The sequence below is a fragment of the Ruegeria haliotis genome (assembly GCF_013377785.1).
GTDB classification, from domain to species: domain Bacteria; phylum Pseudomonadota; class Alphaproteobacteria; order Rhodobacterales; family Rhodobacteraceae; genus Ruegeria; species Ruegeria haliotis.
Window position 1 is genome coordinate 843,368 of sequence record NZ_JABXWT010000001.1, and the last position, 22,291, is coordinate 865,658.

A 22,291-nucleotide genomic window follows, 5' to 3' on the forward strand; every position below is an offset into this window, starting at 1 on the left:
GGCCCAGAACAAGGGATGCTCTTGATGCCAACTGACCGACCGCAGATACCTAAGGAAACCATGGCCAACTGGCAGCAGCTGGTCGATCTTGTGGCGCAGCTTGCGGATGTTCCTGCCAGTCTGATCATGAAGACGGATGCACCGGATCATGCGGTGCTGATTACCTCGGATCACCCCGAGAATCCCTATCCTGTTGGGTTGAGCTTTCAATTGAATCCCAAACTCTATTGTCAGGGCGTTTTCCAACGGGACGGAGAGCTTGTAGTCGAAGATGCTGCCTGTGATCCGGCATGGTCCGATAATGATGATATGGAGCATGCCATGTCATTTTACATCGGCCTGCCATTGAAGTGGCCGGATGGGTCAGTCTTTGGCACGATTTGCGTTCTGGACCGCAAACGCAATCGTCGTGCCTTGTTGTTCCGCGAGGGGTTGGCTCAATTCGCGCGCATGGTTGAGTCGGATTTGGCTTTGCTGCAAGAGGTTTACCTGCGCCGAGCGCTTGAAGAAAAGTTGAACGAAACGCTGGCGCAGCTTGAAACCCGAGTGACGGATCGTACGCGTGAACTGCAGGAAACCAACACGGCATTGCGGGTCTTGCTGTCCAGCCTTGATGATGATCGCAAAGGCCGCGATCACGAGATTGTCGAGCAAGTTCGCAGCATGGTCCTGCCGTATCTCGACAAGGCGCGCAGTCATTTGGGAAAGGGCGAGGTACAGCACGTGTATCTCGATTTGGCAGAGAGTAATTTGAAAGAGATAACTTCTTCGATGTCGGACAAGTTGAACGACGCCTTTGCTGTCATGACGCCGACTGAGATTGAGATTGCGCAATTGGTCATGTTCGGCAAAACGACGAAGGATATCGCAAAGGCGTTGTCGCGCGAAACCTCGACCATCGATTTCCACCGCAACAACATCCGTCGAAAACTTGGTCTTGAGGGGCGGGATCAAAACCTGCGAACCCATCTGATCGCGATTTCGTGAACGGTTAATATGGGGTTCCTCCCCATATTATCCCCTGATTATTCCGGTCTGAGCCAATGTGCGGTGACTTGCTAACCTCTCAGGAAGGGCATGGAAAATACCACGCCTGTCTAACAGAGAGGAGCAATAATGGATCGCAAAGATCTGAAACCGACTTTCCTGAAAGGCGACAAGGATGCGCTGGCACCAGGGCTTTCGCGCCGGTCTTTCTTCATGGCAGCTGGGGCCGCGGGTGTTGGGGCAGGGGCATCACTACTAGGCGCAAAACCGGCGCAGGCCCAATCGCAAGCCTGGCTGCAGCCGGGCAACAATAATCACGTCATTGACCTGCAAGGCTCGACCGGGCAGGCCAGCACCGGGGTAGTCGGGGTCGACTATTATGGTCATTGCGCCATCAAGATCACCTCGCCCAGTGGTGCTACGGTTCTGTTTGACCCATGGCGGGACGATCCCTCTGGCGCATGGGGGTTGTGGTTCAAAAATGAGTTTCCCCAGATCCCGGTGGATATCACCATGTCCACCCATGCGCATTTCGACCATGACGCTATTGAGCGGCCAAACTCGACCATGGTGCTGGATCGGATGGCGGGGAATTTCGAGTTCGCGGACCTCAAGATTGCGGGTTTCGCCGACAAACACGCCTGCGTTGCACCCGGGTGGTACGACTGGACAAATGCGCTGGCTGAATTCGGCGTCGAGGCGTGCCCACCCAACAATGTCGGGCATATGGACATGGTCGTCTATCTTGTTGAAACGGGGGGCATTCGGACGCTGATCTGGGGCGATAACCGTCACAATCCGCCACAAGAGTTCTGGGATTCAATTGGCGAGGTCGATATCCTGACATTGCCGGTTGACGGGTCGGAACATATCCTCAGCTTTGATCAGGGCAATGATATCGTGGCCAAGCTGAAGCCCAAGATCATTATCCCGACGCATTACCTAAACGAAGCCACTTCGTACACGTTGACAACGCTGCAAGCAGCGGACGAATGGGTCAAAGGCCAGCAGAGTTACAAGATTCTGGACAGTGCCAGCCTGCAGTTGGAGGCCGGTGATGTGAAGGGGATGAATCAAGAGTTCATGTACTTCGGGAGCAACGTTCTAACCGGCTGAAGATCAATAACCGGGGTCACCACTCACAACTTACCCCAAGCGCCGTCTCCCCACGTGATATCGCGGCGCACACAGAAAGGGCCGGTCAGTGACCGGCCCTTTTTAATGCTCTTGGGTCACTCATTCGGCGGCGATTTTGATGACCGGTTCCATTCGGGCCAGAATGTCCTCGGCCAGATGGCATTTGACCTGATGGCCATCAGTCAATGTTTTCACCGGAGGCATATCCGAATCGCATCTGCCATCCGGGACTTCAGATTTCCAACGGCATCGCGTTTGGAACGGGCAGCCCGGCGGCGGGTCCATGGCTGACGGGATGTCGCCTTCCAGCACGATGTGTTCTTTCTCGATCGATGTATCCGCAATGGGCACCGCGCTCAGCAGTGCTTCGGTATAGGGATGGTAGGGTGGCGAGAAGACCTGATCCGTCGTACCCAACTCGACCACATGACCCAGATACATCACCATAACCCGGTCACTGAGATAACGGACAATGGACAGGTCGTGGCTGATAAACAGCAAGGTTGTCTTGTGCTCTCGCTGAATCTCCATCAACAGGTCGGTTACAGCCGCCTGAACGGACACGTCGAGAGCCGAGACGGGTTCATCGGCAACAACGATCCGCGCGTCCCCGGCAAAGGCCCGGGCGATACCCACACGCTGTTTCTGCCCACCTGAAAGCTGCCTCGGCATCCGTTCAGCAAACGCGCGGGGCAGTTTCACCAGATCCAGCAACTCCAGCATGCGTTGTTTACGTTCGGCCTCAGAGTTGCCGATGCCAAAGATTTCCAACGCACGAATGATCTGACGGCCAACGCTCATCGACGGGTTCAGCGTGTCGAACGGGTTCTGAAACACCATCTGAACCTCGCCAACGGTCTTGGCATCGCGCTCTTCGATCGGCATGTCCTCGATGTTGCGGTTATCCAGCAGGATTTGCCCATCGGTTGCAGTTTCCAGACCCATCAGGACCTTGGCAAAGGTCGACTTGCCACACCCGGATTCGCCCACGATGGCCAGAGTTTCGGATTCATGCGCTTCGAAACTCAAGGTTTCGTTGGCTTTGACGACCTTTTTTGTGCCCCCACCGAACAGCGCATTGGCAGCCACCTCATAGTACTTCTTGAGGTTGTCCATTTTCAGAACAACACGGCCAATTTCGCCTTTGTCCTTCTGCTCAGCCAAGGTGATTGGGGCGTTCCAGTCAATCTCCTGAAACTTCAGACAGCGCGTGTGGTGGCGATCATTGCCCGGAACCGCGTCCATCAGGATGTTCTGCGCGTCGCAGCGACCTTCTTCGAAATAATCGCATCGTGGGCCAAAATTACAGCCGGACGGGCGCTCATGGGGCAGGGGGAAGTTGCCCGGAATGGCCACCAGTGGGCGTGAGTTCTTATCTGCACCAGGCAGCGGGATCGACCGGAACAGCGCCTGAGTATAGGGGTGCTGCATCTCGTCGAACACATCCTTGATCGAGCCGCGCTCGACCGCTTCGCCGGAATACATCACACACAGCCGGTCGCAGGTCTCCAGAACCAAACCCAGATTGTGCGAAATGAACAGCATCGAGGTGCCGTATTTCTTGCCCAGATCCTTGACCAATTCGACAACCGCCGCTTCAACTGTCACATCCAGCGCAGTGGTCGGTTCATCCAGAATCAACAATGACGGTTTGGACATCAACGCCATCGCGATCACGATCCGCTGTTGCTGACCGCCCGACAGTTGGTGCGGAAAACTGTTTAACATCCGCTCGGGGTCGGGCAGGCGCACATCCGTGACCACTTCCAACGCGCGGGCATAAGCCTCATCCTTGCTCACGCCTTCGTGGATCATCGGCACTTCCATCAATTGTCTGCCGATTTTCATCGCCGGGTTCAGCGAGGCCATCGGTTCCTGATAGATCATGGCGATCTCGTTGCCGCGAATATCGCGCAGCTCTTCGGTAGACATCTCGCTCAGGTCGCGACCTTTGAATTTGATCGTACCGCCGACGACGCGCCCATTTTTACCGAGATCTTGCATGACGCCTAACGCGACGGTGGATTTGCCGCATCCGGACTCGCCTACCAGCCCCACGGCCTCGCCGGGTTGCACGCTGACCGAAAAGTCCATCACGGCGGGAATTTCCCGAAGGCGAGTGAAGAATGAGATCGACAGCTTGTCAATCTCTAGGATCGGGCCGTCATATTCCGCCATTTTATTCATCGTGTTATCTCCTCGCGAGAGTCAGGGATTCCCCTTCATCTGGCTAAAAATACCTCGGGGGGTCCCGGGGGCTGGCCCCCGGCCTTGATCACATCAGTCCTTCAGACTTTCCTCGCGCAGGCCATCCGCCAGCAGGTTTAGACCCAGAACCAGTGACAGAAGGGCAAACGCAGGTGGCAGGGCAGGGTGCAGGTAGATCGACAACAGCTTACGCCCCTCGTTGATCGTAGACCCCCAATCCGGGCTTTCCGGCGGCAGACCCAGACCAAAGAAACCCAAGGTTCCCAAAAGGATGGTTGTATAGCCGATGCGCAGACAGAAATCGACGATCAGCGGCCCGCGCGCGTTGGGCAGGATTTCCCACAGCATGATGTACCATGGGCCTTCGCCGCGGGTTTGGGCCGCAGCCACGTAGTCCCGTGTCTTGATGTCCAGTGCCAGCCCGCGCACGATCCGGAACACGGTGGGTGAGTTCACAAAGACCACTGAAACGAACACCACCAGAATACCTCCCGGAATGTCGAACAAATCCAGATAGGTTGGCAGTCCCCAGATGCTGTAGTCGTCTGTGTTGATCACAAACCCATTGGTCGAGATCAACGACAAGTACAGCCAGAGGGCAACACCCAGCACCCCGATCAGCAGTGGCGTGCGGAAATTCGGCCGCGTGTAATAGCGTGAATTCAGAAGGACGCTGATGAACACAATGGGAAAGACAAACAACACCGCGGCCATATAGTTTGGCACACCGGTCGCCACGATCTCGGGCGTGACCAGCAGGTAGAACAGCAAGATCACCGGGAAGGCCAGGATCAGGTTGGCCAGAAACGACAGGAACGTGTCCAGGCGACCACCATAATATCCGGCTGGCAAACCCAGAGTGATACCGACCATGAAGGCAAACATGGTTGCCAACGGCGCGATCTGCACCACGATCCACGCCCCCTTGACCATCCGGCTAAAGATGTCGCGGGCAAGGTTATCGCCGCCCAGAAGATACCAGGCATATTCCCCGTCTTCCAGATTGGGCAGGGGCGTTCCGGGCACTTTGTTCTTCATGCCTGAAACCTGCACCAGAGGGTCATGAGTCACGATCAGATCGAGTGCGCCGAATATGCCCGTGAACACCCAGAACATGACAAGGCCAAAGCCGATCATACCGATTGGGCTATCGTAAAGCTTGCCATACAGGCCCAACCGTCGCTTGAAAGCAATCGACATGGCAAACAGAATGATCAGAGCGAGCCACACGGGCAGAAACTGTTGAGAAATCGCACCGATAATGCCTGCACTCGTACCCATCACGATCCCCAGTACCGCGTAGGCCAGTGCCAGTGCGACACAGGCGACGAAACTGTACCACAGGGCCAGTTGGGTAAGCCCGCGTACGCCGCCACTGGAACTTACAGTTCCATCCGGGTTGACGGTAACTTGTGCTTCGGGCAGGACAATGCTGCTGACCATCCAGATTACAATTGATAACGCCAACGCAGCCAATGCGATCATAAGGATCGGATTGAGAAAGGCGATAGAGCCGGTCCAGCTTAGAGGTTCCATGATCTATCTCCCTTACGAAATACGGATGCGAGGGTTGAGGTAGACATAGCCGATATCCGAGATCAGCTGCGTCACCAGCACCACAAAGACCGACACGACCGAAATCGCCAGCAACAGCTGAATGTCATTGTTGCCTGCGGCCTGAACCAGCGCCCAGCCAAAGCCCTTGTAGTTGAACAGGGTCTCGACAATCACCACACCATTCAGCAGCCATGGGAACTGCAGCATGATGACGGTAAAGGGTGCAATCAGTGCATTGCGCAGAGCGTGCTTCATGACAATGTTCGGAAACGAGACGCCTTTAAGTCGTGCGGTTCGAATGTACTGCGCAGTCATCACCTCGGTCATCGAAGCCCGCGTCATCCGTGCGATGTAACCCATTCCGTACAAGGCGATGGTCAGCACTGGTAGAAAGAAATTCTCGAAAGTCGGGTTATCCATCGCTTGGGTCGCAGTGCCCTTGAACCATTTCAAACCCACCGTAGACGAGGTGAAAATGGCGATAAAAATCACGCCGGATACATATTCCGGCGTTGCGGTGGTGATGATCGAGAATGTCGACAGCGAGCGGTCCAACGCCGATCCCTCGCGCATCCCCGCCAGCACCCCAACCAGCAGCGCCGAAGGCACCATCAGGACCAGAACCCAGAACATCAGGTAACCCGTGTTCCCAAGACGTTTGGCAACGATCTTGCCAACCTCATCCTTGAAGACGGTGGAATAACCCCAATCCCCTTGAAGAACACCGCAATACTTGGCTGTGTTTTCGGCGGTCGAGCCGGGCCGCGTGCAGGTCCCAAGGAACGTGCCGTCATCAAGTGTGTTGGTGAAACCCGGCATCACGCCCAGCCATTGGCCGTATTTGACGAGTGTCGGTTGCAGGAACCCGCGATTATCGAGCCAAGTCTCGACCTGTGTGTCGGACATGCGCTGGTTACCTTGGGTTTTGGCAAGCTTTTCCAGGTTCGGGTAGAGGTTGGTCAGAAAGAAAACCACGAAAGTAAGACACAATGCCGTAAGTAGCATGACGCCCAACCGTCGGAGAATGAATAGTCCCATGATGGCCCCTGTTGTTCAGGTGTTCTGCAGATCGGTGGACCATTGTTTGGCCTCGGACATCCGACCCCGTGTCGGCCTGTCTGCAGCTGGAAGGGGCGCCAGTTACAGGCGCCCCCAGGGAGTTCGGCAGATCTTAAGCCGCCCAACCCCATTTATAGTGGTGGTGTTCGAACGACACATGCATGTCGGTGCCAACAAGGCCATCTTTCATGTGGCGGTAGATCGAACGCCAATAAGGCTGGATCGTGACGCCTTCTTCCTGGATCATCGCTTCGCCTCTGGCAGCAACCTCGCGGCGCTTATCTGAATCCGCAATGGCCAGCGCCTCGTTCAGGATCGCGTCGAAATCCGGGTTCGCCCAACCGAATTCGTTCCACGCTTCGCCGGATTTGTAGGCCAGCGCCCAGATCTGAACGCCCAGCGGGCGGTGATTCCAGTTGGTCGAGCTATAGGGGTATTTTGCCCAGTCATTCCAGAAGGTGTTGCCGGGCAGAACAGTCCGCTTGACGTTGATACCCGCGTCGCGCAGCTGTGCAGCGACCGCGTCTGTCGTGTTGCGGCGCCAATCGTCGTCGATTGACAGCAGTTCATGTTCGAAATCAGCCATACCGGCCTCTTCCATCAGCTTGCGCGCGCCTTCTGGGTCGACTTTTTGTTTCGGAAGTTCGGCATATTCCGGATGAATCGGTCCGACATGGTGGTTTTCGGCAGGAACGCCCCGGCCGCCATATCCCAACTCCAGAAGCACGCTGTTGTCGACGGCCATCTGCAACGCCTGTCGAACACGTTTGTCGGCGTATACTTTCTTGCCGTCAATTTCGGCTTGCTGATTGGGACGGATCACGATGGTGTTCATCGTGACAACTTCGGATTTTACATACCCCAAGCTGTCCATCACGTCGATAAATTCGCCAACCGATTCGTAGAGCATGTCCACTTCATCGGATTCAAGCGCCGCCAGCCAGGCCGACGGATCCGTGCCGTAGTCGATGTATTCGATACGGTCCAAAGTTGCGGGGCCAAAGACGGCCTCGCCCCACCAGGCATGATCTTCGTTTCGCACCAGCGAGGCTTTTACGCCAACTTCAAGCTCTTCAACCAGATAGGGACCAGTGCCCACATTGTTGAGCAGATCGGTTTCACTGAACGAACTGTGAACAATCGCAGCCGGGTAATCCGACATACCGGCAATCAGCGAGATGTCTGAATTCGGCAGGTTCAATTTCACGGTTTGTGCATCGACAACTTCGATCGCGCCTTCGACGGCCTGACCGGTTTCCGCGTCCACCAAGGTTGCAAAACGCCCGGCCATCGAGTTGGTTTCCGAGCTCTTGTCACACCAGCGTGCAATGTTGCGCGCGACGTCTTCTGCAGTGAAATCGTCGCCGTTGTTCCACGTGACACCTGGACGCACATTCAACGTGTAGACGGTGGCGTCGTCGTTGACTTCCCAACCTTCCAGCAGCATGCCGCGGAATGTCCCGTCCGAGTTGTATTCGACCAAGTATTCCAGCGTACCACGTGTAACGTTGGCGATCTGCGACCAGTCATAGGTGCGCGGGTCTTTCAGTGCACGAACTTCCTGTTGAACGCGCAGGGTGCCACCTTGTTTTTTGGCGTCTTCTCCTTCGGCGCGCGCGGGTGCGGCCAGACCGATCATGCCATAGGCCGTTGCTGCCGTGATACCCAACCCAGTGGTGCGGGTCAGAAATTCCCGGCGATTCAGTTTGCCGTTCCGGTATTCTTGCGCGTGCATCTCAGCCGCCCAATGAATCGGTGCTCCGGTCGTTGTTTGATTTTTCATAAATGTCTCCCTGCGACATTGCATTTTTATGTAAGAAGATCTGAACTACCCGGGCCGGTTGGCGCCGGACGGTAGTCTCATGGGTTCTCTCTTTTGGATTCTTAACATCCCCATGGCGGTATTCGGCACCAGAATTCCGATCAGGTCAATGTTCGAAATCGTCATGGATGGCACAAAAACGACATCCGTGCATTCAGTTGATCAGGCACACGCCACCAATTGCCCTTGAGGTTGGCTGTTTATCCCCATGTTGATGCGCGAGTTAAGAAACGAGATTCCTGCCGGTTAGCGATTGATGATTTCCTGCGGCATTTCCGATTCAACTTGATTAAGTATCACTTTGAGAAATCAACTCGATTCCAGTTTTTCATTCGCGCGCGAAACCAGGTGCGCTGCCGCTTGGCGAACTGCCGGGTCGATATTGTCGCCCGCTCTCGGGCCTGATCCAACGTCATGTGGCCGTCCAGATAGGCCATCAATTCTGGCACGCCGATCGCCTTGCAGGCTGGCAGTGACAGATCGTATCGATCCCGCATGGCCTCCACCTCGTTCAACGCGCCCATCTCCAGCATCTGATCGAACCGGCGGGTGATCCGTTCGAGCAGCCATTCTTTATCTACATCAAAGACGATAGGGACCGTGTCCGACAGGTTCAAAACCGGAGGCGGCGTTTCAGCTTGCCACGACGACAGGCTACGCCCCGTGGCCTTCTGCACCTCCCACGCGCGTTGAACGCGCGCACGGTTATTGATGTCCAGACGGTCCAGCGTCCGTGTGTCGACGCCTGCCATCAAGTCAGACAATGCCATCATATCCGCCGTAGATCGCACCTGCGGTGGCGTTGCGGGAATATCGGCCATCCCTTCCGTCAGGGCGGTAAAGTACAACCCCGTACCGCCGACAATGATCGGGCGCTGAGTGTCGCTGAGCAGCGGAATGACCTCGCGCAGCCAGTGGCCGGTAGAATATTCGTGATCATAGCAAATATGCCCGTACAGCTTGTGCGGGGCGCGGGCCTCTTCTTCGGCTGACGGTCGGGCGGAAATCACTCTCCAGCAGTCATAGACCTGACTGGCATCAGCGTTAACGATCACGCCACCGAATGTTTCGGCAATTTGCAGGGCGAGTGCCGATTTCCCCGAGGCCGTGGGCCCGGCAATCAGTACCGGTTTGCCATCGATGATCGGCGGCAATCTGTCCCAAATCTGTGTTGCAGAGCGGTTGGCCATTACACGATGTCTCATTACTCACCATCCGCATTGAACCTGCGGCGGTTTTGCTTCATTTTGCGCCGGAAAATAAACCCGTGCCAGCCCGGAGCGCAACATGAGCCTTTCCCCCACCATTGATACCGCCGAAGCCCCCAAAGCAACGTACAAGCGCGTCATGTTGAAGATCTCGGGGGAGGCGTTGATGGGAGATCAGGGATTCGGCCTGCATCCACCAACGGTTCAGCGCATCGCCCAAGAAGTAAAATCGGTACATGATCTGGGTGTCGAGATTTGCATGGTTATCGGAGGCGGTAACATTTTTCGCGGCCTCAGCGGCTCGGCCCAAGGGATGGAACGCACGACGGCCGACTACATGGGCATGCTGGCCACCGTGATGAATGCGCTGGGGATGCAATCCGCGCTGGAAGAGGTTGGGGTTTTTACCCGTGTGATCTCGGCCATTCGTATGGATGAAGTGTGCGAGCCTTACATCCGACGCCGGGCCGTGCGTCATCTGGAAAAGAAGCGGGTCTGCATTTTTGCGGCCGGGACCGGGAACCCCTATTTTACCACCGACACCGCCGCGACGCTGCGAGCCAACGAAATGGCCTGCGAGGCGATCTTTATGGGTAAAAACGGTGTGGACGGGATTTACGACAAGGACCCCAAAGAACACGCGGACGCCGTGCGCTATGATACCGTGTCTTATGACGATATTCTGACCAAGCGGCTTCGGGTCATGGATGCGTCGGCCATCGCATTGGCGCGCGACAACAACTTGCCGCTGATCGTATTCGGGCTGGATGAACCCGGCGGGTTCCGGGGCATTCTGGCAGGCGAGGGGACCTATACCAAGGTTCAGGGCTGAACATATCACACCAGTGTCAATAATACAGGCCGGGCGAAAGTGCCCGGCCTGTATTATTTCAAGGCCTTGGAAGCCGGATATGATATTTAGTATTGACCAGATGCTAGTCGGGATACGCGGATTTTTGCGGCGCGATTTCTGAGGTTAGTGCCGTTTTCACTCAGCATATGTTCTTGTCTGCCCGGCTCTCAAATTCCGCAATTGCGCAATCCCGGATGTCAGGTGCACCGAGTAGGGGAAGGAAAAGGTCATGTCCGATAATACGGAAACCGACTATGAGGTCGGTCAGGATAATGTCCAGATCATGGGTCTGGATGTCCATAATCCGGTCTTCGCTATTTCGGGGCTTACCATCATCGCGTTCGTCTTTTTCTCGTTGGTGTTCCGCGAGCAGGCGAGCGAGTTCTTTGGCTGGCTTCGTCCGGCACTAACCAGCAAATTCGACTGGGTTTTCATGCTCGCCGCAAACATCTTTGTGGTGTTTTCGCTGCTTCTGATTGTAACGCCCTTTGGCTCGATCCGTCTTGGTGGCGATGATGCCAAGCCCGATTACAGCTATGCGGGCTGGCTCTCGATGTTGTTTGCCGCCGGCATGGGCATTGGTCTGGTGTTCTGGGGTGTGGCCGAACCGATCTCACACTATGGTGCGTCGCTTGGGGGCGTTGCTGTTGGTGAGGACAGCCTACGCACCGACTGGGCCCCTCTGGGTGCTGGTTTGGAAGACCCGGAAGCGTCGAAGAAACTGGCCATGGCAGCGACTATTTTCCACTGGGGCATGCACCCTTGGGCCGTCTATGCCGTGGTGGCATTGGCGCTGGCCTTTTTCAGTTTCAATCGCGGCCTGCCGTTAACCATGCGGTCTGTGTTCTACCCGTTGTTTGGCGAAGCGACATGGGGTCCGTTGGGTCATATCATCGACGTTCTGGCTGTGTTTGCCACCATCTTCGGTCTGGCGACCTCGCTGGGGCTGGGGGCGACGCAGGCGCTGGCTGGTCTGAACTACTTGTTCGATGTGCCAATCACGGACGGTATGAAGGTCTTGCTGATTGGTCTTATCACCGCCTTTGCGCTGGTTTCGGTGGTCGCTGGCCTGGACAAGGGTGTCAAGCGCCTGTCCGAAGCGAACATGATTCTGGCGGCGGCTTTGCTGCTGCTGGTGTTGATCGTTGGGCCAACGGTTGCGATTTTGACGGGTTTCCTGGACAGCATGATCGAATATGTCATCGCGCTGCCGACATTGTCGAACTGGGTTGGTCGTGAAGACACCAACTTTATGCAAGGCTGGACCACTTTCTACTGGGCATGGTGGATTTCCTGGTCACCCTTTGTGGGCATGTTCATCGCGCGCATTTCGCGTGGCCGGACAGTGCGTGAATTCGTGACCTGCGTCATCGTGATCCCGACGGTCGTTGGCGCGCTGTGGATGAGCGTGTTTGGTGGCGCCGCGTTGGATCAGGTTATGTCTGGTTCAGGTCAGGCTCTGTCAGACGCAGCTCTTGAGCTGAAAATGTTCAAAATGTTTGAAGCATTCCCAATGACAGGCTTGCTGTCCTTTATCGGTATTGTTCTGGTCGTGGTGTTCTTCGTGACCAGCTCGGATTCTGGTTCATTGGTGATCGATACGATCACCGCGGGCGGTAAGACCGACGCCCCCACGGCTCAGCGTGTATTCTGGTGCATTCTGGAAGGCGCAATTGCGATCGTTTTGTTGTTGGGGGGTGGTCTTGGGGCGCTGCAAGCTGCGGCGGTTGCGACCGGCTTTCCGTTTGCGATTGTTCTGGTTCTGATGTGCGTGTCGCTCTTCATCGGGCTTGTGAACGAAAGGCGGCGGCACTGACCTGAAGGGTGACTGAAAAAGCCCCGGTCTTGCGTCAGGGCTTTTTTGACTCAGGATCGGCTTGACCGGCGAAGGCATCACTGGCTAATTGATCGCGTCCAACGGTTGGAAAAACCGGGCGCAAAGGACTGCCGACGCTTTGTCAACTTCATGACGAAGACTGCGGCGAGGCTGGAAGACCTGCCATGATTTCTGAGTTGTCCGGAAACATGCGCGGGCACCTCATGGATACGAGCCGCATGACTGAGGAGTGAGGTGCCATGAGCACTCTGGATATCGATTTCGTACGGGCGCAATTTCCGGCTTTTTCAGAACCAAGCCTGCAGGGTCAGGCGTTTTTCGAAAACGCGGGCGGGTCTTATACATGTAAGCCGGTTATTGATCGACTGACCCGATTTTATACGCAGCGCAAAGTGCAGCCATACGCGCCTTACGACGCCAGCCGATTGGCCGGTGAAGAAATGGACGAGGCGCGTGTCCGTATGGCCGCAATTCTAGGTGTGGACACGGATGAGCTGAGCTTTGGTCCATCAACCACACAAAACACCTATGTACTGGCGCAGGCTTTCCGACAATGGATGAAACCTGGCGAGGCCATCGTGGTGACCAATCAGGATCACGAGGCCAATTCCGGCCCGTGGCGTCGTCTGGCCGAGGCAGGGATCGAGGTTCGGGAATGGCAGATCGATCCCGATACAGGATCACTGAACCCGCAAGATCTGGAGAATATGCTGGACGAAAAGGTGCGTCTGGTCTGTTTCCCGCATTGCTCGAATGTCGTGGGCGAAATCAATCCGGTGACCGAGATCACGGCGATTGCCCATGCAGCGGGGGCCTTTGTCTGTGTGGATGGCGTGTCTTACGCGCCTCATGGTCTTCCGAATGTCGGTGATTTGGGGCCGGACGTCTATCTGTTCTCGGCCTACAAGACCTACGGCCCGCATCAGGGTTGTATGGTCATGCGTCGCACACTTGGAGAGTTGCTGCCAAACCAGGCGCATTCTTTCAACGGAGATGTCCTATACAAGCGGTTTACGCCTGCGGGTCCGGATCACGCGCAGATCGCGGCCAGTGCAGGGATGGCGGATTATGTCGAACAGCTTTGCGCCCATCACGGTGGGCCGAGCACGGGCGCTGCCGAGCAGGGGGCTTTTGTCCATGATCTGATGCGGGCGCATGAGGTTGCGTTGCTGCAACCCGTGCTGGATGCCGTCAAAGATCGAAACACGGTGCGCCTGATCGGCACGTCAGAGGCATCCCGACGGGCGCCGACCGTCGCGCTGGCCTTGAACCGGCAAGCAGAGCCTGTGGCCGCAGAGCTGGCACAACATGGCGTCATGGCTGGCGGAGGAGACTTCTATGCGGTGCGTCCGTTGCAGGCGATGGGGGTTGATCTGGCGCAGGGTGTGCTTCGGGTCAGTTTCACCCACTACACGTCGCAACACGAAATTGATCAGTTGTTGAACGCACTTGACCACGTTTTGTGATCCGGGTTCCGCCCTGCTTCGTATACCGAAGAAAACAACAGGGCGAACATGGCGCAAGAGCAGTCTCCGATCATTTTCTGGTTCCGACGGGATTTACGCCTGTCGGATCATCCAGCGTTGCGGGCGGCTGTCGAAACTGGCCGTCCGATCATTCCGGTGTTCATTCATGATGGCGTCTCTCAGCAGTTGGGCAGCGCGCCCAAGTGGCGGCTGGGGCTGGGGTTGGAAGTTTTTGGGCAGTCTCTGAGCGAAATTGGCAGCCGCCTGATCTTGCGCCGAGGTGATGCGTTGGAGCACCTGCAGGGCCTTGTATCCGAAACGGGCGCTACTGCAGTTTACTGGTCACGGGCTTATGATCCTGCATCAATCGCGCGGGATTCGAAAATCAAATCGACCTTGTCCAAGCAAGGGGTGCAAACCAAGTCATTTGCGGGGCATTTGTTGTTCGAGCCCTGGACCGTTGGGACCAAAACCGGGCAGCCATTTCGCGTCTTCACGCCGATGTGGCGATCCGTGCAGGGTAGGGACGTGCCTACGCCGGATATGTCGCCATCCCGCTTGCCTGTGCCGGAAAATTGGCCCGCTTCAGATGAATTGACGGATTGGCACTTGGGTGTGGCCATGAACCGTGGGGCGCAAATCGTGTGCCCGCATGTTCAACCCGGCGAACAGGCGGCACGGGATCATATCGATGGGTTTCTGGAACGCATTTGCACCTATTCCAGCAACAGGGACAGGCTGGATCTGAACGGTACATCGAACCTGTCGGAATATCTCTCGCTGGGTGAGATCGGACCGCGCAGCGTCTGGCACATGGTGCAGCGCGCCGCCTTGATGGGGGTGAACGGCACCGAGAACTACCTGCGTCAGCTCGTTTGGCGCGAGTTCGCGTACCACCTTATGTATCACAATCCACAGCTTTTGACCGGGAATTGGAGGCCGGGATGGAACAACTTTCCATGGAACACTGATCCTGACCATCCAGATGTCATTGCGTGGAAGCAGGCCCGAACCGGGATTCCCGTGGTCGATGCAGGGCTGAGAGAGATGTATGTGACGGGCCGCATGCACAATCGCGCGCGGATGATTGTAGCGAGTTATTTGACCAAGCATTTGATGACTCATTGGAAAATTGGAATGCAGTGGTTTGAGGATTGCCTGATTGACTGGGACCCCGCGGCCAATGCCATGGGGTGGCAATGGGTTGCCGGTTCTGGGCCGGACGCGTCGCCGTTTTTTCGGATATTCAATCCACATACGCAACAGGAACGATTTGATCCTAACGCAGCCTATCTGCGGCGATGGATCGCCGAGGGGCAACAGAATCCAAGTGACACAGCTCGCGCCTATTTTGACGCCACTCCCAGATCATGGGGATTGCGACCTGACATGGCGTACCCATCGCCAATCGTAGAGTTATCCGAAGGTCGCAACCGCGCATTGGCGGCCTATGAAGGCCTTAAAAACCAGTAAGGAACTGAAAACTTGCCAGAAACAGAATCGCGGCCTAGCCTGTTGCAACCACTGCACAAAGGAGAGCGGATGATCTTAACGACCACCGAAGGGCAGAAAAACCTGCCCAGGTATTTCCTGCAAGTCTTCAGGATGTTGGGCAAGATGGAGTCCGGGCGTCTGGATATCTCCTTGCCGGATGGTCGCATCTTTCGCTCGGAAGGAGATAGGCCGGGTCCGGTCGCGCGGATCGATATCCATGATCCTGACGTATTTGCCCGCCTGATCCGTGAGGGCGAATTGGGTTTTTCTGACGCCTATTTGGAAGGAGACTGGAGTACGCCGGATCTGCGGTCTTTCATGGATTTGGTGCATCTGGGTACTGAGGCCGTCTATGATGACTTCACCGGGAAGCTGCTGGTGCAGGCCTATGAACGGCTACGATTCTGGCTGCATCGCAACAATCGGACGCAGGCGAAAAAAAATATCTCGTACCATTATGATCTTGGCAATGAGTTTTATGGGCTTTGGCTGGACGAAACGATGACCTATTCCAGTGCCTTGTTTGAAACAGGGCAGGAAAGCCTCGAAAATGCGCAGACGGCCAAATACGCAAGTATGGTGGACGAAATGGGGGCTAAACCAGGGGACCATATCCTTGAGATTGGCTGTGGCTGGGGTGGCTTTGCTGAATACGCTGCAAAAGAGCGCGGTCTGCGTGTTACAGGACTGACAATAAGTGAAGAACAGTTGAAGTTTGCGACGCAGCGCATTGAAAAAGCAGGTCTTTCAGATCTTATCGATTTTAAGTTACAGGACTACCGGGATGAGCGTGGATACTATGACGGCATCGCCTCGATCGAGATGTTCGAAGCAGTCGGCCAGAAATACTGGCCAGTGTACTTTGACACCGTGCGCGACCGGCTAAAGCCCGGCGCGCAGGCAACGCTGCAGATCATTACGGTCGCCGATCATCGATGGGAAATTTATAAAAACGGCGTCGATTTCATTCAGAAATATATTTTCCCCGGCGGGATGCTTCCTGCTCCGTTGGTATTACGGCAACAGATTGATCAGGCTGGACTGAATTTGGTCCGCTCAAAGGAGTTCGGCAAAAGCTATGATCTGACACTGCGCCGCTGGTATGAGACGTTCAACGCCAAATGGGATCAGATCGCGGACATGGGTTTTGATGAGCGTTTTCGCCGCATGTGGAATTATTATTTGACCGCGTGTGGCGCAGCCTTTGACACTGGTAATTGTGATGTGACACAGATCACCGTAGCAAAGCCCAGTTAAGGAACGGAAATCAGAATGCCCAGTGCCTCGCGTTTAGTTGCCGCTGTTTGTCTTATGGTGGTGGCCTTTTTGGTGTCGAGCATGATCATTGAGAATGGTGACGAAGGCAAAGACTATGGTTACTTCACCTTGGTGAACATCGCATTGGGTTGGGTCTGTGGCTGGATGATCATGGGCAAGCGTGCGGGCAAGGGTTGGACTGCTGGTGTGAACAACGGTTTGACCGGGGTCGCCTCGCTGGTGTTCTGGGGATTGTTTGTACAGGGTTGTTACGAAATGTTCCGGCTTGCGATGCGCAACCGCTACGATGGCCCGTTCCAGGCGTTAAAGGCGATTTTCGAAATCGGGGTCGACTACGGCCGGTTGCTGCTTGTCCCCGAGATCCTTGTGACTTTGGCTGTGGGGGCAGTGGTCGCAGGCTTGGCAACTGAAGAAGCAAGTCGCCGTTGGCGCTGATCCCTGTCATCTAATGTGAGAGTTTGAACCGTGACTGATCTGTTCTTTTACGGCACGTTACGGCATATTCCGCTGCTGGAACGTGTAATGGGGCGCACTGCAAGCGCGCTGTCCTTGGAAACCGCGGTTCTTCGCGACCACGCGGTCCATGCGGTTCAGGGGCAGGTTTTTCCGATGATCCTGCATGACAAGGGCGCAGGCGCGAAAGGCATCCTTGCACGCGGATTGACCTCTGAGGATTTGGCCAGACTGGCGTTTTATGAAGGCGGGTTTGACTATGATCTGCGGCCAATGACCGTTGTCCTGACTGATGGTGCCGAAGCCCCGGCACAGGTCTTTTTCCCGGCTCCTGACGCATGGGTGCCGGGCGATCTTTGGTCTTTGCAAGGCTGGGTTGAAGCTTTGGGAGAGGTCACCGCGCTCGCTGCTGAAGAAGAGATGGCTTATTTCGGCAAGGTCGATGCCCGTGCGATGTCACGCAGCATGCCTGCGATCCAGACCCGTGCCTGGGCCAAGCTGTTCGCGCGCCAACGTAAAACAAGTGATCCACGCGATGTGGCCAACGATGTGATCGTGCACCGCCACACCCGGGCTTATGTCGATTACTTCGGAATGGAAGAGATCGAGTTGCAGCATCGCCAGCATGACGGATCTATGGGGGCAGTCTTGAGCCGCAACGCGCTGCTACAAGGTAGTGCCGTCGTTGTTCTGCCCTATGATCCGGTCCGTGATACGGTTCTTCTGGTCGAACAGTTTCGCCCTCCGGTGTACCTGATCGATGATCCCGAACCCTGGATGTGGGAGCCCGTAGCAGGAATGATCGATCCCGGCGAAACGCCAGAAAACGCCGCACATCGCGAAACGTTGGAGGAGGCGCATGTCAAACTCAAAACGCTGGAATATGCCGGCGGGGCTTATTCCTCCAGCGGGTCCTCCACCGAGTATATCTATCTTTATGTCGGGCTTGGCGAACTGACGGAAACGACCAACGTCGGAGGCCTGGATACCGAGGGCGAAGACATTCGAACTCAGATTCTGCCGTTTCCAGAATTCATGCAAATGGTGGATGGCCATGTTTTCAAAGATTTGCCTTTGCTGTCCTTGGCCCATTGGTTGGCCCGCCACCGGGACCGCCTGCGCGCGTGACTATCACGCTTGTGGTCGCGGCAACGCGGCTGTAAATCTTCCAAGATACCAAATGACAAGAGGGTGCCATGCGCATTGCACGAGACCTTGCTGACGCAGTAGGAAAAACACCGTTGATCCGGCTACGCCGCATCAGTGAAGAGACCGGATGCGAAATTCTCGGCAAAGCCGAGTTCATGAACCCGGGTCAGTCCGTGAAAGACCGTGCTGCGCTGTACATCATTCGTGATGCAATCGCCCGAGGTGACTTGAAGCCTGGTGGCACCATCGTCGAAGGGACAGCGGGCAATACCGGCATCGGGCTTGCGCTTGTTGGGGCGTCCATGGGGTTCAAAACGGTGATTGTGATACCGGAAACCCAATCGGAAGAGAAAAAGGATATGCTACGTCTGGCGGGCGCACAATTGGTGCAGGTCCCAGCGGCGCCGTATCGCAACCCCAACAACTTTGTGCATTATTCCCGCCGTTTGGCCGAGGAACTGGCGCAAACCGAACCCAATGGCGCGATCTGGGCCAATCAGTTCGACAACGTGGCCAATCGCCAGGCCCACGTGGAAACAACTGGCCCAGAGATTTGGGAACAGACCGGCGGCAACGTAGACGGCTTTGTCAGCGCAGCCGGGTCGGGGGGGACGCTGGCCGGTGTGGCCGAGGTGCTGCAGCCCAAGGGCGTCAAGATCGCACTGGCCGATCCGATGGGGGCAGGGCTTTATTCCTACTACACCACTGGTGAAATCGCGACGGAGGGTGGCTCGATCGCCGAAGGTATCGGCCAGGTGCGTGTGACCAAAAACCTTGAAGGGTTCACGCCGGATCACTCTTATCAGATTACGGACAACGAGGCGCTGCCCTACATCTTTGACCTGCTGCATGAAGAAGGGTTGGTGATGGGTGGGTCGACCGCGATCAACATGGCAGGTGCGGTACGCCTAGCCAAGGAAATGGGTCCGGGCCATACCATCGTGACCATTCTGTGTGACTACGGCACACGGTATCAATCCAAACTGTTCAATCCGGAATTCTTGCGTGAAAAGGAACTGCCAGTCCCCGACTGGATGACCGAAGTACCACGCAGCATTCCCGGCGTCTTTGAGGACGTGTGATGCTGCGACAGGTCCGCCTGTTTCTTGTCCTTTTTTCCCTGTGTCTTGCCGGGCTTGGCGGCGTTGCGAATGCTAGGCTGACGGATCGACAAAGTGAGTATTATCAGGGGTGGTTAAAATCGGCGGACCGGGCCGAAGCGGTGATCGAGGTTAACAGAGCTTCGAATGCCGCTTTGGAGAATTTGCGTTCGGAAATAGTTGGTTATCGTGAAGACTTTAATCAGGCGCGCGGGGCCAATACAGAACGCATTCAAACGCTGGAAAGTCAGATCAAAGCTTTGGGTGCCAAGCCCGAGGGCGACGCGTCCGAGCCGGAAGATATCGCCAAACTACGCAAGCATCTGGAAGAACAGCTAAACGACCTGCGTGTTCCCCGCATTATCTCTGAAGAGGCCTATAGTCGGGCTAACGGGTTGATCAGCGAGATCGACCAGATCATCCGAGATCGACAGAAAAAAGAACTGTTGGAAAAGGGGCCTTCGCCAATCAACCCGGTTTATTGGAGGCCGGCATGGGTGGATGTCAAAGAAGCCGCCCACAGTCTAACCAATGAGATTGTCGAAAACCTGCGCTCAGACGTAGTTCGTGAGCGAATTCGCGAACGGGGGTTGGGCATTTTTGCCTTGCTGGTCCTATCGGCTATTTTGTTGATTTACGGCAAATACTGGTCGGAAAGAGGTGGGGACTACCTGCGCCGGTTAGGGGGCTCTGGCACCGGCGTCTGGACGTTTGTGATTTCCCTGCTGCGGATTATTTTACCATGGGTTGGTGTTTCGGCGGCGGTCATGGCGATCAGCTTGACTGGGGTCGTGGGGTTGCGCGGTGCATTGCTGCTGGAGAATATTCCATTCTGGGCGGCGATTGTCTTTTTCTATGACTGGATCGGTCGTCAGATTTTTCTTATGGGCGCGGCTCATGATTTCAAACGGCTGTCTGCGGCCAAGATTACAGAGCTACGCATCTATATCGATTTGCTAGCCGTGATGCTGATCTTGCACGAACTGGCCGACTTGTTCGAGCAGATTGAGAACATCTCGGACGCCACGCGGGCAGTGGTCAGCTTTCCTGTCATTGTGGCTACAGCTCTGCTTCTGCTGCGGGTGCGTCACATTCGGGCTAATGACATTCAGCAAGATCAGAATGATCCAAACGCCTCAACACGGGGTGCCGGATTTAGCCAACTGGTCGAGTTTCTGCGGCGTGCCCTGTTCCTGCTCGGAATAACGACGCCTATCCTGGCCGTATTCGGGTTCACAAACGCGGCAGAAGCGATTGTCTTTCCAGCGGTAAGAACGTTGGTTCTGATTGCCGGGTTGGTCATTTTCCAGCGCTTCATCAGCTTGGTCTATGGTTGGGTTACAGGGCAGGGCGAAGCTGCGCGCGACTCGCTGTTTGCCGTTCTGGTGGGCTTTGCGCTCGCGATCCTGGCTCTGCCGATCCTGGCGATCTACTGGGGGGCACGGGAAACGGACCTGCTCGAGGTCTGGTCTCGATTGCTGTTGGGGTTCGATGTTGGCGGCGTTACGATTTCGCCCAGCAACTTTCTGACATTTGTAGCTATATTTGCGATTGGATATACGCTGACGCGGCTGCTGCAAAGCGGGCTGCGGAACTCACTGTTGCCCAAGACCAGCATCGATCCTGGCGGGCAAAATGCGATCGTCGCGGGATCGGGCTATGTCGGGGTTTTTCTGGCGGCTTTGGTTGCCATCATGGTGGCTGGCTTTGATCTGTCGTCACTAGCGATTGTAGCCGGTGCCTTATCCGTTGGTATCGGTTTCGGCTTGCAAACCATCGTGTCGAATTTCGTCTCTGGCATCATCCTTTTGGTTGAACGCCCGATTTCCAAAGGGGACTGGATCGATGTGAACGGGATGATGGGCTATGTGCGCGACATCTCGGTCCGCTCGACCAGAATCGAGACTTTTGACAGGACGGATGTCATCGTCCCAAATTCAGATCTGATCAGCGGTGTGGTGACGAATTATACGCGTGGCAACACCATCGGCCGGGTGATTGTGCCGGTTGGGGTGGCCTATGGTACGGACACACGTCGGGTCGAGGCCATTCTGGGTGAAATCGCCAATGGTCACCCGATGGTACTGGCCAACCCGGCACCCAGCGTGGTGTTCCAAGGGTTTGGTGCGGATTCGCTGGATTTCGAGATCCGCGCAATCCTGCGTGACGTGAACTGGGTGCTGTCCGTGAAGTCTGACATGAACCACGAGATCAACAGGCGTTTTGTCGAAGAAGGGATCGAAATTCCCTTTGCTCAGCGCGACTTGTGGCTGCGTAATCCCGAGGCCCTGCACGCAGCCTCCAGCAGCTCCACCGACAAGGTGAAGCCCCCTCAAGCACCGCCTGCAAAGCCATCATCGGACCCCGTTGCCATGACAGAATCTGATCTGGACGTGGACGGTGGCGACGAAATGTAGCCCGGATTTCATTGCCTCTCGCAGCTTTGATATCCGTCGGATTGTGCTTGTAACTGTTGGTTTAACTTATTTGTGACCATAGGGCAGATTTCCCTGTAATGAGGCCTTGCAAATCCGATTACGTTGGTCCAAATATCGCCGTCACGGAGAGGTGGCCGAGTGGTCGAAGGCGCACGCCTGGAAAGTGTGTAGGCGGGAGACCGTCTCCAGGGTTCGAATCCCTGTCTCTCCGCCACTTAAACTTAATAAGTATGTGATTTTTAAGT

General features: G+C 55.8%; 16 protein-coding genes and 1 tRNA gene. 12 read left to right on the forward strand and 5 right to left on the reverse strand.

What is annotated here, in order from left to right:
- Positions 1-24 precede the first annotated feature (24 nt).
- Together HW561_RS04200 and HW561_RS04205 are read left to right on the forward strand one after the other, a co-directional pair.
- A complete protein-coding gene (locus HW561_RS04200) occupies positions 25-987 on the forward strand; it encodes a LuxR C-terminal-related transcriptional regulator (RefSeq protein ID WP_176861948.1) in 963 nt (320 codons plus the stop codon).
- Positions 988-1,116: 129 nt separating this feature from the next.
- Positions 1,117-2,103 (forward strand): MBL fold metallo-hydrolase, encoded by a 987-nt coding sequence (locus HW561_RS04205; RefSeq protein WP_176861949.1) that lies wholly within the window; start codon positions 1,117-1,119, stop codon positions 2,101-2,103.
- Positions 2,104-2,223: 120 nt separating this feature from the next.
- Here HW561_RS04205 and HW561_RS04210 read toward each other — a convergent pair whose 3' ends face one another.
- The 5 genes from HW561_RS04210 to miaA all read right to left on the reverse strand — a co-directional run bounded on the left by HW561_RS04210 (position 2,224) and on the right by miaA (position 9,975).
- Positions 2,224-4,311 carry a dipeptide ABC transporter ATP-binding protein gene (locus HW561_RS04210; protein ID WP_176861950.1) on the reverse strand — a complete coding sequence of 696 codons (2,088 nt, stop codon included), beginning with the start codon at positions 4,309-4,311 and terminating at the stop codon, positions 2,224-2,226.
- 93 nt (positions 4,312-4,404) lie between these two features.
- Entirely contained in the window at positions 4,405-5,868 is a 1,464-nt protein-coding gene (locus tag HW561_RS04215) for an ABC transporter permease (RefSeq protein WP_176861951.1), read from the reverse strand.
- Positions 5,869-5,880: 12 nt separating this feature from the next.
- Positions 5,881-6,927, reverse strand: a complete 1,047-nt coding sequence (locus tag HW561_RS04220; RefSeq protein WP_176861952.1) for an ABC transporter permease — start codon at positions 6,925-6,927, stop codon at positions 5,881-5,883.
- Positions 6,928-7,060: 133 nt separating this feature from the next.
- Positions 7,061-8,731, reverse strand: a complete 1,671-nt coding sequence (locus HW561_RS04225; protein WP_176861953.1) for an ABC transporter substrate-binding protein — start codon at positions 8,729-8,731, stop codon at positions 7,061-7,063.
- A gap of 335 nt (positions 8,732-9,066) precedes the next feature.
- Positions 9,067-9,975: a tRNA (adenosine(37)-N6)-dimethylallyltransferase MiaA gene (gene miaA / locus HW561_RS04230; RefSeq protein ID WP_408015360.1), complete on the reverse strand. Its 909-nt coding sequence runs from the start codon at positions 9,973-9,975 to the stop codon at positions 9,067-9,069.
- 82 nt (positions 9,976-10,057) lie between these two features.
- On the opposite strand from miaA, the gene pyrH reads away from it, so the two are divergent.
- From pyrH to HW561_RS04280, 10 genes are all read left to right on the forward strand, one after another.
- A complete protein-coding gene (gene pyrH / locus HW561_RS04235; protein WP_176861954.1) occupies positions 10,058-10,810 on the forward strand; it encodes a UMP kinase in 753 nt (250 codons plus the stop codon).
- 250 nt (positions 10,811-11,060) lie between these two features.
- Entirely contained in the window at positions 11,061-12,647 is a 1,587-nt protein-coding gene (locus HW561_RS04240) for a BCCT family transporter (RefSeq protein ID WP_176861955.1), read from the forward strand.
- Positions 12,648-12,907: 260 nt separating this feature from the next.
- Positions 12,908-14,134, forward strand: coding sequence for an aminotransferase class V-fold PLP-dependent enzyme (locus HW561_RS04245; protein WP_176861956.1), 1,227 nt, complete (start codon positions 12,908-12,910; stop codon positions 14,132-14,134).
- A gap of 48 nt (positions 14,135-14,182) precedes the next feature.
- Positions 14,183-15,607, forward strand: a complete 1,425-nt coding sequence (locus HW561_RS04250) for a cryptochrome/photolyase family protein (protein WP_176861958.1) — start codon at positions 14,183-14,185, stop codon at positions 15,605-15,607.
- Between the two features lie 69 nt (positions 15,608-15,676).
- Complete coding sequence (locus HW561_RS04255) at positions 15,677-16,885, forward strand: SAM-dependent methyltransferase (RefSeq protein ID WP_176861960.1); 1,209 nt, start codon at positions 15,677-15,679, stop codon at positions 16,883-16,885.
- Between the two features lie 15 nt (positions 16,886-16,900).
- Positions 16,901-17,341: a TrgA family protein gene (locus HW561_RS04260; RefSeq protein ID WP_176861962.1), complete on the forward strand. Its 441-nt coding sequence runs from the start codon at positions 16,901-16,903 to the stop codon at positions 17,339-17,341.
- Positions 17,342-17,371: 30 nt separating this feature from the next.
- Entirely contained in the window at positions 17,372-18,487 is a 1,116-nt protein-coding gene (locus HW561_RS04265; RefSeq protein WP_176861964.1) for an NUDIX domain-containing protein, read from the forward strand.
- A 68-nt stretch (positions 18,488-18,555) separates the two neighbouring features.
- Positions 18,556-19,590, forward strand: coding sequence for a cysteine synthase A (locus tag HW561_RS04270; protein ID WP_176861966.1), 1,035 nt, complete (start codon positions 18,556-18,558; stop codon positions 19,588-19,590).
- On the forward strand, positions 19,590-22,025 hold the full coding sequence (locus HW561_RS04275) for a DUF3772 domain-containing protein (protein WP_176861968.1): 2,436 nt from the start codon (positions 19,590-19,592) through the stop codon (positions 22,023-22,025). Before HW561_RS04270 ends, HW561_RS04275 begins: the two co-directional genes overlap by 1 nt.
- A 145-nt stretch (positions 22,026-22,170) precedes the next feature.
- Positions 22,171-22,260, forward strand: a tRNA-Ser gene (locus HW561_RS04280).
- The last annotated feature ends 31 nt before the right edge of the window (positions 22,261-22,291 follow it).